Source organism: candidate division KSB1 bacterium (genome assembly GCA_022566355.1).
Lineage (GTDB): Bacteria > Zhuqueibacterota > JdFR-76 > JdFR-76 > DREG01 > JADFJB01.
In genome coordinates this window covers 1-14,093 of the sequence record JADFJB010000116.1, presented here as the reverse complement: position 1 = coordinate 14,093, position 14,093 = coordinate 1, and the positions used below count along the sequence as shown (strand labels likewise).

Below are 14,093 nucleotides of genomic sequence, written 5' to 3'. Positions count from 1 at the left end.
GGAAAAATATTGCAATCGACTGATTTATTGTGCAGGGCGGTATCGATCAGCAATGAACAATGAACAATGAACAATGAACAATGAACAATGAACAATGAACAATGAACAATGAAAATGTTAATTTGCAAGCAATTTATTTGAAGATATGATAAGCAAACTAATAGAGGAGACTTTAGATTTATATAATTTTAATCTAATATTAATTTTCTATTCAGTTCTATTTGATAATTATCATAGATTGTTTTACTTATTTGTTGAAGAACATACCGTGGACAGAAGTAAAGAATTTGGGATAAAATATAATGGATGGAAAGTCAGCGAATATTACAGAAGAAAAGCTGAATAAGCTAAAAGAAATTATTCCCGAAGCATTTACCGAAAACAAGATTGACTGGGAAAAACTGAAAGCCGCTTTGGGGGAGGATATTGAATTTAACAAGACCGGATTAACCATGCAAATGATACTGAAATTGTATTAATTCTTGAAAAAATAGATATGACAATTATTCAGAAGGTTCTTGAGGCAACACCGCAAAAAGTAATTACACTCGACCGTTTATTTAATAACAATGACCAGCTAAAAACCAATACCGCATTGCAGATGAAGGATGCGGGGATTGAATTTAAGGTTGTGTAGCATTTAGTCAGCACAAAAGGATTTACTAATTATGGAAGTATCAGAATTATTGGAAATAATTAGTCAAGGGGAAACAAGCAAAGTCGAGTTTAAGGGCGATATAGATTCCCCTGATAAACTTAACGCGGAAATGGTTGCTTTTGCCAATTCATTAGGCGGATTATTGATTATTGGGGTAGACGATAATGCAGATGTCAAGGGACTCAGCAAAGACCAACTCAAGAAATACCAGAACCTCGCTATGAATCTTGCTGCCAATAATACAAAGCCGCCTATCGGCAGCATCTGGACAGAAGTTGTCAAAATAGAAGACAAGAATGTGTTGTTGATTTACATCGAAAAGGGAATCACTTTATACAGGGACAAGAACCACTCTGTGTGGGTGCGCAGCGGGCCGAATAAACGAAAGGTGATCGACAATGCAGAAATGTCAAGGTTAATGCAGGAAAAAAAGTTGCTTTATGCCGAGCAGCAAATTATCGGAAATGCAACGCTTGCTGATGTAAACATCGGATTATTCAAAGAGTTTTATAAAAATCGCTTTGAAGAGGTAATTATTGATAAAAAAGGTGAGGTTGAACGGATTCTGAATAACCTGAAACTTTTAGTAAATGACAATCTAACCCTTGCTTCTTTGCTCCTGTTTGGTAACAATAACAGGGCCATTATCCCCCAGTTCTGTATTAACGCAATATGGTTTGACACAAATGAATTTCTAACTGACAAGTATCGTTCAAGTGATAATATTTATGGCACTATGGTAGAAAAATACAACAAAGGCAAAGACTTTGTTGTGAGTAAATTAAACCGCATACAAAAAGACAAAGACTTCAACAGTATTGGCGATTTGGAAATTCCGGAATTGGTCATCAAGGAATTACTTATCAATGCAATTTTCCATAGGGATTATTTTATTGAAGATTCCATTAAACTATATATCTTCCCCAATCGGGTGGAAATAAAAAACCCAGGCAGGCTTCCAAACAATCTGACAGTCGAAGATATTAAGAGGGGAATACAAAGAAGGGACAGAAATATTCTGCTTACTTCCTATGCTATCGACTTATTGCCGTACAGGGGTATTGGGAGTGGAATATTAAATTCATTGAAAGCTTATCCGCATATTGACTTTGAGAGCAATTTGGAAGCTGACTATTTTAAGGTTACAATCCATAGGCCTGCACAATAAAATGAAACTTCACTTCGACCCCAACCAGCAATTTCAGCACGATGCGATAAGCGCTATTGTTGGAATATTTAAAGGTCAACCATTCTTGAAGTCCGGCGTTTCGCCTACCGCAAAGATTGAAGAAAAAGACGGCTTTTACCTTGTGAATAAAACTGAAATTGCATTAATTCTTGATAAGATGAATAAAGAAATCATTAAGACGGTTCTTGATGTAAACCCGCAAAAGGTAATTACACTCGACCGTTTGTTTAATAACAATGACCAATTAAAAACCAATGCCACATTGTTAGATGAAAGATGTAGGGATTGAATTTAAGGTGGTGTGAGGAGTAAAAAGATGAAAATAGAAACTATTAGTCTTAAAAATTTTAAAGCTTTTAAAGAAATAGAAATGAGAGAGATTCCTTCTTTTTGCATAATTGTAGGTGCAAATGGAACAGGTAAAAGTACTTTGTTCGATGTATTTGGCTTTCTTAAGGATGCACTTACGGATAATGTTCAAATTGCATTAAGTAAACGCGGCGGATATAAAGAAGTACATAGTAGAGATTCTGATGGACCAATAGAAATAGAAATCAAGTTCCGTTTTGAAATGAAATCTGATGACAAAAAGAAAAACCCACTTGCAACCTACACATTGGCGATCAACGAAGAAAACGGACAACCCATAGTTGAGCGAGAAGAATTGCGCTACCGCAGAGGCAGCCATGGACAGCCGTGGAAATTTCTTGAATTTTCAAGGGGGGAGGGGCGTGCCGTTACTAATGAGTTTGATGATGTTACAGATGAATCACAGTTAGAACGGGAACAACAATCTCTTGCGAAACCAAATATTTTGGCGATAAAAGGGCTTGCCCAATTTAAGAAATATCCGGCCGTTATGGAGCTTGGGCAAATGATTGAAAACTGGCACGTTTCTGATTTTCATATTAGCGCAGCAAGGCAAACGCAGGACGCCGGCTATGCAGAACATTTGTCACGGGAAGGGGAAAATTTAGCTCTGGTAACTCAGTTTCTTTATCAGAACCACAAATCTGTCTTTGATTTAATTCTTAAATCTCTTACGAAACGTATTCCGGGGATAACAAAAGTCGATGCAAAAACAACGGAAGAAGGAAGAGTATTATTAAAATTCCAGGATGGAACTTTTAAGGATCCTTTCCTTGCCCGCTATGTGTCGGATGGTACAATAAAAATGTTTGCCTATCTTATCCTTCTGCACGATCCCAACCCTCATCCTTTATTGTGCATTGAGGAACCGGAAAACCAACTGTATCCAAAATTGCTTGCTGAATTAGCGGAAGAATTCAGAGCTTATTCCATTGGAGGCGGTCAGGTTTTTGTCTCAACTCACTCGCCTGATTTTCTTAATGCCGCAAAACTGGAAGAAGTATTTATGTTAGTCAAAAAAAACGGATATACTTCTATTATTCGTGCGAGTGAAGATGCACAAATTGCTGCCTATATGTCGGACGGAGATAAAATGGGATACCTGTGGAAAGAAGGCTTTTTTGAAGGGGTTGATCCTTTATGATAAATCTCGTTTTTTTTCTCGAAGAGCCCTCGGCGGAAGCTTTATTAGAAGTTCTCCTACGCCGCCTGATAGTTCAAGAAAATATATTTATACGTTATGTTGTTTTTGAAGGGAAACAGGATCTTGAAAAAAAATTAGCAAGAAAGTTGCGGGGATGGAAACTTCCAAATTCGAAATTTATTATATTGCGAGACCAGGATTCGGCTGACTGTAAAACAGTAAAATTTAATCTTTTGAAGTTGTGCCCGGAAGATAAAAAGCCGCACACTCTTGTTCGAATAGCTTGCCACGAATTGGAAAGTTGGTATTTAGGCGACTTGGAAGCAGTTGAGCATGGGTTGGAGTTACCTGGAATTGCAAAGTACCAGGTGAAAAAAAGATATCGTAATCCGGATTCCATTCAAGCGCCATCAGATGAATTAGAGCGCCTCACAAAGAGAATTTATCAAAAGATATCTGGTTCAAGGGCGATTGGAGAATACTTGAAGCTAGATAATACACGCTCGAATAGCTTTAACGTTTTTATTACTGGTATTAAAAACATACTTGAAATTTAAATTATCATGAAACTCCACTTCGACCCCAACCAGCAATTTCAGCACGATGCGATAAGCGCTATTGTTGGAATATTTAAAGGTCAACCATTAAACCAGGGTGATTTCAGCTTTTCAATAAGTTCTGAAAATTATATGTTCCGGGAAGGCGGGGTTGGAAATCGATTAGAAATAAGTGTAGAACAAACTCTAAAAAATATTCAGGAAATCCAAAAGAAGAATGTGTTGCCTGTCTCCGAAAAACTGGACGGCATGAATTTTTCTGTGGAAATGGAAACCGGAACCGGTAAAACCTATGTGTATCTTCGCACCATTTATGAGTTGAATAAAAAATACGGGTTTAAAAAATTCGTTATTGTTGTTCCCTCCATTGCTATCCGTGAAGGCGTATTAAAAAACCTTGAAATAACCTTTGACCATTTTCAAAACCTTTACGATAAGACGCCGGTTAATTTTGATGTGTACGACTCCAAGAGGGTATCCAATTTAAGAAATTTTGCCATTAATAATAATATTCAAATTCTTGTTATCAATATCGATTCCTTTGCCAAAGATGAAAATATAATAAACAAGACTAATGACAAACTGACAGGCAAAAAACCGATTGAATTTATACAAACTACCTCTCCCATTGTTATTGTGGATGAACCGCAAAACATGGAAACGGAAATCAGGAAAAAAGCGCTTGAGAACTTGAATTCGCTTTGCACGCTACGTTACTCTGCAACCCACACCAACCGTTACAATATGGTTTACAGCCTTGATCCCGTAAAAGCCTATGATCTTGGCCTGGTAAAACAGATTGAAGTGGATTCTATTATTACTGAGAATGATTTTAATGAAGCGTACTTTTGTCTTGAAAAAGTAACAGCAACAAAGACACGCACTTCCGCTAAAATCAAAATAGATGTAAATACGCCTGATGGTGTCAAAAGAAAATCCGTTTCCGCAAAAGTGGGCGATGATTTATACGATTTATCCAACAAACGAGAGATTTATAAAAACGGTTATATACTAAATGGAATTGATATTTCCGAAAGTTTAGTTGAGCTTTCAAACGGCGAAACCATTTTTGTGGGCGATACATTCGGTGGGCTTTCCGATGAGATTATGAAAGTTCAAATTCGGAAAACAGTTGAAGAACATTTCTTAAAAGAAAGAGAGTTTAAAAGCAAAGGGATAAAGGTGCTTTCTCTTTTCTTTATAGACCGTGTAGCCAATTACCGTGATTATGATTCGGACGGTATTCCGGTTAAAGGCAAATTAGCCAAATGGTTTGAAGAAATATACAAGGAAATATCCTTCAAATCCGCATTCAAAAGTTTAATTCCGTTTGATGTGGATGAAGTTCACAATGGCTATTTTTCAGCGGATAAGAAAGGTAAATGGAAAGATACAAAGGGAAATACACAGGCAGACGATGATACCTTTAAACTGATCATGAAAAACAAAGAAAAACTTCTTGATAATACCGAGCCATTGCGGTTTATTTTCAGCCATTCCGCTCTCCGTGAAGGCTGGGACAACCCAAATGTTTTTCAGATATGTACCTTGAACGAAACGCAATCCGAGTTAAAAAAAAGACAGGAAATCGGCAGAGGCTTAAGACTTTCAGTTAATCAGGAAGGAGTCCGAATACAAGACAAAAACATTAACCGATTGACAGTAATCGCAAATGAATCTTATGAAGATTTTGCTAAGCAATTACAGTCTGAGATTGAACTAGATTGCGGCGTATCTTTTAAAGGCAGAATTAAAACAAACGGAAAAGGGCAACGGTAAGGTATCGGAAAGGTTTTGAACTGGATGAAAAATTCAGAGACATCTGGGAAAGAATAAAACAGCAAACCACGTATCGGGTTGAATATGATACTGCTGAACTGATTAAAAAAACGGCAAAAGCAGTTAATCAAATGCCCTCTATCAAAAAAGCGGTAATTAAGACAACTAAAACGTCTCTTAAATTTGATGAGGCGGGTATTGTAATGGAAACAAAAGCCTCTTACGTAACATCACTGGATGGTGTATTCCAAATACCTGATGTTCTTTATTACATACAGGAAAGAACTGAGCTGACCCGCACGACGATTCTGGAAATCCTTAAAAAATCGGAAAGAATTGCGGAAGTATTAATTAATCCACAGCTTTTTTTGGACAATACTGTAATTGCAATAAAAGATGTTCTCACGGATTTAATGATTGAAGGTATTAAATACGAAAAAATCGGTTCAAAAGAATATGAAATGAGATTGTTTGAGGACTATGAAATTCATGTCGATAACCTGACGTTTAAGATAAATAAGGAAGATAAAACCATTTACAGTAATCTTTTTCCGCTTGACTCCAATGTTGAATATAATTTTGCCAAAGAATGTGAAAGCAGAGACGACATTGAATTTTATTTCAAAATTCCATTCTGGTTCAAGATTAAAACGCCAATCGGAAATTATAACCCTGACTGGGCTTTAATAAAGAAGAATGAAAAAACGGTTTATTTTGTCGCCGAAACAAAATCAGCAGGACAGGAATTAAAGACAAGTGAAGAAAGGAAGATAAAATGCGGGTATGCTCATTTTAATGAGTTTGAAGATATTAAATACAGGCAGGTTGCAACTGTGGGTGAATTGGATTGAGAAACCGCTTTCACACATCCAATGTAATAGCAGGGGAAAATGGGTAAATCTTTTAAAAGGAAAAGATGAAAAACAGATATATCTCAAATAGCAAAAATACAAAATTCATCTCGGTGCTATCTTCATCACAAAACTATTCAAACACAATCCTCATCCACTATGACAGTGAAATTGGATTGAAGGGGAAAAATCAGCCTGTTTTTCGTAAAAAGCTCAAAGAAAACATCAGGTTCATGTTAAAAAATATAGGATTTGACTGTCCGGTCTATGAGACTCGGGGGTATCTGTATGTGGTCATTCCGGATAAATATGAAAGCTCAAGTGAAGCAATATTCCAAAAGGTCCGGGAGATTTTTGGTGTTGCCTGGCTCACATCTGCAAAAAAAGTTCCTCATCAAGATTTTATTGGAGAATCGCATGAGTCAGATACAGCCCAATTAGAAAACCATTTTATCGAACTGGCCAAAAAAAGATTCTCGCCTGGCAAAACCTTTTGTGTGCGGGTAAAACGAGCGGTAAAATCTTTGCCCTTCAATTCCATTCAAATCGAAGGTCAATTAGGGCATGCCATCATAACAAACACGGACTGGGACAAGGTAGATCTCACCAACCCGGACGAAACATTTTATGCAGAATTTCAGGCGGATAGTTACTATATCTTCAGTAGAAAAGAGAGAGGGCCTGGCGGGCTGCCGGTGGGCACGGCAGGAAAAGTTATTGCGTTGCTATCAGGCGGTATTGATTCACCCGTCGCGGTTTATTTGATTGCAGGCCGCGGCTGTTCTGTAGATTTTATTCACTTTACCGCGACATCCATGCAGCAAGACGAAGCTGATTCCTATAAAGTCACTCGCATCGCTCAACATTTGAGCAACCACACTCTCCGCTCCCGGCTCTATCTTGTCCCCTACACTTATTTTGACATCGCATTACTCGGCCATAAAGTGCCATATGACCTGGTTATTTTCCGCCGCTTTATGGCGCGGGTAGCCGAACAGCTCGGCAATAAAATTCATGCTCAGGCAATAGTAAATGGGGATAGCCTGGGACAAGTGGCTTCTCAAACGCTGCCCAATATCGTTTCGCTTTCACATGCCACAGACTTACCGGTTTTTCGCCCCCTGTTGACTTACAGTAAAAATGATATTGTCAAGATGGCCAAACAAATTGGCACATTTGAAGATTCAATTGAAGAATATAAAGATTGTTGTTCATTAATCAGCCGACATCCCAAAACAGTTTCAGATCATGAACAACTTTCCGGGATTGAAATAAATATCTTTCCTGATTATCAGAAGATGATCGATGATACCCTTTCCGAAGTGATCGAAATGAAATTCGAAGGTGGAAGGCGAATAAAGTGATTTTTGCCACAGACTTCCACAGACAAATAACAGACGATCTCCATTTTCATCCGTGAAAATCTGTGTAAATCCGTGGCCTATTGCTTATTGTAATACAAATTCTGTTGCAAGTTTTCCCTTGACATTTCCTAACCATTGCTGTAATTTCCTGTCACTATAGACTGAGTTGTAGTGCAAACCCTGGGAATATGATTTTAGTGGAGTTATAAATGTCAGATCAAAATGACAAAAATTTAAATGACCGTGTTGAGCAGTTGGAAAAACGTGTTGAAGAACTCCAACATTTGCTTAAACAGTTAGATGAACCGTTAATCCCAAAAGAACAAAATCTTCCGGAGGAAGTCGCGAAAGAAAGTTTACAATCAGAAACTCACTCTCGAGAACATGTTCAACCGCCTGTAAGCCCAAAGCCAAAACCTCCTATTGCGCCATCCCAAAAGCCTTTGCCAAGTCGGAAAACTTTCCAAATCCCTGAAAATATGCAAACCAGTGAGTTCTGGCTCAATAAAATCGGCATCGGACTTCTTCTTTTTGGCGTGGTATTCTTGTTCAAATATTCGATTGACCAAGGCTGGATAACTCCCGTCATCCGTGTTGCTTTTGGACTAGCCCTGGCTATAGCGTTATTAGTTGTAGGTCTCCGAATCTATTCGAAGCGACCACACTTCAGTCAAGTGCTGTTAGGTGGCGCTATCGCAGCATTTTACATTTGTGGGTTCTCAGCATTTCAACTCTATACCCTAATTTCCCATCCAGTTGCATTTGTATTCATGGTTTCCGTTACCACGCTTGCATTTGTTCTATCCCTAAAACAGAATGAAGCGATACTCTCCCTCATTGGGGCAATTGGCGGATTTGGCACACCCTTCTTGTTGTATACTGAATCCGGCAGTTTGCCAGGACTGGTTGGTTATACCTGCCTGATCCTAGCCGGAACCGGCGCCATCTATTTTTATCGAGGTTGGCGATCCCTGTTATGGGTTTCCTTTCTTGGTGGTTGGATTGTATTTTGGATCGCACTCAGCAACGGTTTGCCGAATGAGATTCATGGTTTATTTGGAGATCATGGTAGTTTGCAAAGTGGAATTGTTTTTGCCTGGCTCACATTTTGGGCAATGCCTGTTATACGCAAAATTGCAAAGGCTAACAATCCAAATCGCTGGCCACTCCCGTCCTCCGAATTAAGTGAGGAAATATCAGAAAAAACCGATAAATCTATGGACCGACAAATCCATATATTATCGGTTTCTACACCATTAATATCCTTGCTACTCTCGATGCAGATCTGGTCCATATCCGATGAATCATGGGGTTGGATCACAATGGGAATGGCTTTTATTTATGGCTTGGTCTACTTAAAACTTAAGCGATTAGATTCCTTTACGAATATTGCACAAACCCACTCACTAACTGGTATACTTCTGATAACTATCGCTTTTTGTTTAATTCTTGATGGTGATTTGCTTTTGTTTATACTGGCTATTGAAGCGACTGTGTTAACCGTGATCGCTCATAGATTCTCAGATACAATTCTGATCAAGGCTTCTCATATTTTATTTGTGATCGTTGGATTATGGCTTTGGGGACGCTTGAATCAAACTTCAACTCCGGCAACTGTAGTATTCAACTCACGAGCATTAACAGATCTCTGGGTGATTTGTGTATCTTTTGGTGTCACGTTACTGTTTAAAACTTCTCTTGAGAAAAATCTTTATCGATTCATCGCCCATGTAGCCTTACTTGGATGGTTTGCCAGAGAGCTTCATAGTTTACCCAATGGACAAGGTTACGTAACAATCGCCTGGGGAATTTATGCATTAACTCTTTTGATAATCGGGCTTCGTCTAAACCAGGGTCAACTGCGAAATGTCGCAGTCGGAACATTGGTTTTAGTGGTTGGAAAACTATTTATTGTTGACCTCGCCCAATTGAAAGCGATCTGGCGAATTTTATTATTCCTGGGTTTTGGCGGAGTCTTTTTGATCATCAGCTATTATTTCCAGACTCTCTGGAAAGGAGATTCTAAAGCTTCAGAAAATTCAACAACATCGATGTGAATTTCTTGAATTTTTAAAGAAAAAACAATCATGGCTAACTTGATTAGTGCGGAGAATCCAAATCCGTCAATAAATAAAGCAGAAACAATAATTATTAGAATCATATACGACTAAGGCATTGTCACAAAATAACGGAGTTATTATGTGACAATTTTAGGTACAATTTTATAATTCCACTCACCATGAAAACTATCTTTAATTAAATTTATCTTATTAAATTCTTTATCACTAACTTTTCGTCCTTTTTCATATTCTGTATGATCTAATTTACAGTCGACCTTTAGTCCTTTTGTAGTTTTTGTAGCTCCAATTAATTTTACAACCACTTCATAAGTTATTAACGGTTTACCTCGCCAATTTTGTGTAATAAATGAAAAAAGACGATGTTCAATTTTATTCCATTTACTCGTACCAGGGGGATAATGACATATCGAAATTTCTAAACCACTTTCAGTTGCAAAATTCTGTATTTCTTTCTTCCATAATCTTACTCTTGAACCATTACTACCACCACCGTCTGCAGTAATTAATAATTGTTTGGCATTTTTGTATACGAGGTTTCCCATCTTATACCACCATTTACGAATCGTCTCCACTGCAAATTCTGCTGTATCATGATTCGTTCCTACACTAACCCACCCGACATTTTGCGTTATATCATATACTCCATAAGGAATAGCCTTTCCTTCTGCATCGCTTGGAAAATCATATACTTTTACTCTGTCCGCTTCTCCTTTCCGTTTCCATTCTCTACCTTGATTTTTAAAGTTACCTACCAGTTCTTTCTTTTTCGTATCTACTGATATAACTGGTTGATTCACTGACTGAAACTCTATTACTTTATCATGTATATATTGAAATTGTGCATCGCGATCCGGATGGCTTTTTCCTTCATCTGTCTTTCGATTAGCCTGAAGACTAAAACCATTCTTTTTCAATAATTCTGCAACTCTGTTACGACTAATGTTATAACCTCGTTTTCCTAATTCCTCGGATATATTTCGTAAACTTTTTATTGTCCACAAAATCGGTGACTCCGGTTCCCCTCTAACTGTAGGTTCTATCAATTGTAACAATTCGGCCTCTACTTCTGGTGTTTTATCAACAATCTTTTTCCTGCCACCGCCTGGCTTCCTACTAACACCTTCAATATCTATTTTATCAGTAGCGTCTAACTCTTTTATACCATTAGATATTGTAGTTCTTGACTGTCCTGTAGCCTTAGAGACTAAACCTATTCCACCATGCCCTATGACTTTAGCCTCAACGGCACTCCATAAACGACGAAATCGCTCGTTCATTATTGGCTTGAGTAAGTCATATCTTTTCTGTATATTCTCCATGTAGAAAATATACAAAAAGAATTTTAAATAATCAAGTTATTTTGTGACGATCTCTAAGTATAAAAAAACATAATTATATAATTACTGTCACATTTAAAAATTGTACTTAACAATATCAAAAAAGGCATAATTAAACCTCCCCTGCCCCCCTCCTTAACAATGAGAGGAAATTCCTCCACTTGATAAGGGGAGGTTTAGGAGGGTCATCAAAAACAAACAAATTACTACTGCTCTATAGCTCCATTTAAGAATACTTCACCGAATTTATGAAAAAGACCACTACCTTAAATCTTCCAAAACGATTCTCTGCTTACATCATTACCCAGAGTCTTGGCGCTTTCAATGATAATTTCTTCAAAATGCTGTTGCAGCTTTATGTGGTGCTAATACTCGTTTCCGATCACCCCGAAGGAATAATCTCGCTGGCCACATTTTTATTCACCGTTCCGTTTGTACTCTTTGGACCCTGGTCCGGTTATTTTGCTGACAAGTATGCCAAAACCAAAGTGATGCGGTTTGTGAAATTTATCGAAATTGGCGTGATGTTATTTGGGGCGTTAGCATTTTACCTGGCGAACCTGAACCTGATGCTTTTCGTTCTTTTTTTAATGGCTTCGCAAAGCACTTTTTTCGGACCGGCTAAATATGGATACATACCGGAAACCTGTGCACCTGAGGCAGTTACCAGGGCCAACAGTTGGGTAGAGATGAGCACCTTTTTAGCGATCATATTAGGAACCGCTATCGCTGGTTTACTGCTCACTTTTCATGATGATAATACTTTAAAAGTCGCAATATATTGTGTAGCCATAGCCATTTTCGGATCGATATATGTGCTGTTTGTTCGGGATATTCCGGCAATAGGAATAGACAGACCATTTCCATGGAATCCTCTAACCGGAATATTTAGGGAAATTCTCTTTTTAAAAAGGCAAAAACCACTTTTCCTGGCTGCTTTAGCCAACAGCTATTTCTGGATGCTGGGATTGTTATTCCAAACCAATATTCTGATTTACGGAAAAAACATGCTCGCCGAAAGCGGCAATAGTAGTACTCTTCTTCCTCTGTTGCCGGCTTTTATGGGTATCGGTATTGCATGCGGTTCGTTACTTGCAAGCCGTTGGTCCGGTCACAAAGTAGAGTTGGGATTGGTGCCGTTAGGCGGTTTAGGAATGGCGTTTGCCGGAATTGCCTTGTATTTTACCGATATGTCTTATGGCGCTTCATCGGTTATCCTGTTTTTTGCCGGCGCTTGTGGAGGGCTCTATATTGTCCCGCTTTACGCATACCTGCAATTCTATGCCAGGGATAATGAAAAAGGAAGAGTACTGGCATCTGCAGGGATACTCAACGGTCTTTTCTTAGTCCTGGGCTCGTTGATTTACTATCTCTTAGCCGTAAAATTAGAGCTTTCGCCCTCCACCAATTATCTGATAGTCGGTATCGCTACTATTTTTGCCGTACTATATATTTGCACGGTTATCCCGGAATATTTTGTTCGATTTTGCTTTTGGCTGCTGACACATACTTTTTACCGCATCAAGATCGTTGGGGAGGAGAATCTTCCATTTCGCGGTCCGGCGCTTCTCATCGCCAATCACGTATCATACATCGATGCTTTTTTGATTGGAGCGACTGTGCAGCGCTTCATCCGCTTCATCATGTTGAAAAGCTTCTATGACATCCCCCTCATCAAAGGATTTTTGAAACTGATGAACACCATTCCAATCGATCCGAAAGCTGGCCATGAATCTGTCGCGAATACGCTAAACCAGGCCAGGGAACAACTGCAGAACAACCACGTGGTGTGTATATTTCCCGAAGGCAAAGTTACCCGGGATGGCAAAATGAATGAATTCCGCCCCGGCTTCGAAACCATTATGGAGGGTTTGGATTGCCCCATCATCCCCATTTACATGCATAACGTTTGGGGCAGTATTTTTAGTTTTGAGGGCGCTAAAATTCTAAAGAAGTGGCCAAAGAAGATCCCCTATCCTATTACGATTTATTATGGCAGGCCGTTGGCTTCTAATGCAAAAGCGGCGGAGGTTGAAGCTGTTGTTAAAGAGATGGCTGAAGGGGTGAAATAACCAGGATTTTGGAATAAAACGTAAAAATCTCTCGTGACGGATAAGCCATGTCGTTAACTGTAATGCACGGCTTAAATCAATTTATCCTGAAAGACTTTAAAACCTGTTGATAATAAATGTATATTGTCGTAATATACATTTGTTATGTCTGAATTATTGAAAAGATGTGAAGGTTTTCAATGGGATAAAGGGAACACAGGAAAAAATTGGCTTCGTCACCAAGTCACAGATGCTGAATGCGAACAAGTTTTTTTCAATAAACCATTAATTATTGCCGATGACCCTAAACATTCACGGACTGAAAAACGATGGTATGTTTTAGGACATACCGAATTCAATCGTTTTTTATTCGTTGTTTTCGCAATAAGAAGGAATTTAATTCGAGTAATCTCGGCAAGAGATATGAACAAAAAAGAAAGAAGTATATACTATGAGCAAGCAAAGAAACATTCCAAAATTCAAAAATGAGGATGAGGAACGTGAATTCTGGCGTAAAGAAGATTCAACCGAGTATTTCGAATGGGATAAAGCCAAACAAGTCGCCTTATCAAGATTAAAGCCCTCTACTAAAACCATTTCTCTACGACTTCCGGAGTCTGTCTTGAACGACATAAAAATCATTGCCAACAAACGAGACGTTCCTTATCAATCTTTGATTAAAATTTTTCTAAAAGAGCGGATAGATAAGGAAT

The 14,093-nt window shown here is 38.4% G+C and carries 10 protein-coding genes and 2 pseudogenes; 11 read left to right on the top strand and 1 reads right to left on the bottom strand.

The features are described from left to right. Nucleotides 1-302: 302 nt before the first annotated feature. The 8 genes and pseudogenes from IIC38_16585 (at nt 303) to IIC38_16550 (ending at nt 9,968) form a co-directional block, all read left to right on the top strand. Nucleotides 303-637: pseudogene (locus IIC38_16585) on the top strand (hypothetical protein). Between the two features lie 31 nt (nt 638-668). After that, entirely contained in the window at nt 669-1,826 is a 1,158-nt protein-coding gene (locus IIC38_16580) for a putative DNA binding domain-containing protein (protein ID MCH8127551.1), read from the top strand. 1 nt (nt 1,827) lies between these two features. Continuing rightward, nucleotides 1,828-2,136, top strand: coding sequence for a hypothetical protein (locus tag IIC38_16575; protein ID MCH8127550.1), 309 nt, complete (start codon nt 1,828-1,830; stop codon nt 2,134-2,136). 27 nt (nt 2,137-2,163) lie between these two features. Further along, nucleotides 2,164-3,360: an AAA family ATPase gene (locus IIC38_16570; protein MCH8127549.1), complete on the top strand. Its 1,197-nt coding sequence runs from the start codon at nt 2,164-2,166 to the stop codon at nt 3,358-3,360. Further along, a complete protein-coding gene (locus IIC38_16565; GenBank protein MCH8127548.1) occupies nt 3,357-3,917 on the top strand; it encodes a DUF4276 family protein in 561 nt (186 codons plus the stop codon). The genes IIC38_16570 and IIC38_16565 overlap by 4 nt, the downstream gene beginning before the upstream one ends. A gap of 6 nt (nt 3,918-3,923) precedes the next feature. Next, a pseudogene (locus tag IIC38_16560) lies at nt 3,924-6,547 on the top strand (DEAD/DEAH box helicase family protein). A gap of 65 nt (nt 6,548-6,612) precedes the next feature. Continuing rightward, a complete protein-coding gene (thiI, locus tag IIC38_16555; GenBank protein ID MCH8127547.1) occupies nt 6,613-7,911 on the top strand; it encodes a tRNA 4-thiouridine(8) synthase ThiI in 1,299 nt (432 codons plus the stop codon). Nucleotides 7,912-8,120: 209 nt separating this feature from the next. Further along, on the top strand, nt 8,121-9,968 hold the full coding sequence (locus IIC38_16550; GenBank protein ID MCH8127546.1) for a DUF2339 domain-containing protein: 1,848 nt from the start codon (nt 8,121-8,123) through the stop codon (nt 9,966-9,968). Nucleotides 9,969-10,108: 140 nt separating this feature from the next. On the opposite strand, the gene IIC38_16545 is transcribed toward IIC38_16550, so the two are convergent. Further along, nucleotides 10,109-11,311 carry an ISAzo13 family transposase gene (locus IIC38_16545; GenBank protein ID MCH8127545.1) on the bottom strand — a complete coding sequence of 401 codons (1,203 nt, stop codon included), beginning with the start codon at nt 11,309-11,311 and terminating at the stop codon, nt 10,109-10,111. 266 nt (nt 11,312-11,577) lie between these two features. Between IIC38_16545 and IIC38_16540 the strand changes: the two genes are divergently transcribed. From IIC38_16540 to IIC38_16530, 3 genes are all read left to right on the top strand, one after another. Next, entirely contained in the window at nt 11,578-13,401 is a 1,824-nt protein-coding gene (locus IIC38_16540) for an MFS transporter (protein ID MCH8127544.1), read from the top strand. Nucleotides 13,402-13,545: 144 nt separating this feature from the next. Beyond that, nucleotides 13,546-13,869, top strand: a complete 324-nt coding sequence (locus IIC38_16535) for a BrnT family toxin (GenBank protein ID MCH8127543.1) — start codon at nt 13,546-13,548, stop codon at nt 13,867-13,869. Further along, nucleotides 13,832-14,093 (top strand): BrnA antitoxin family protein (locus IIC38_16530; protein MCH8127542.1); only part of this gene is annotated, 262 nt, incomplete at its 3' end. The genes IIC38_16535 and IIC38_16530, both read left to right, overlap by 38 nt.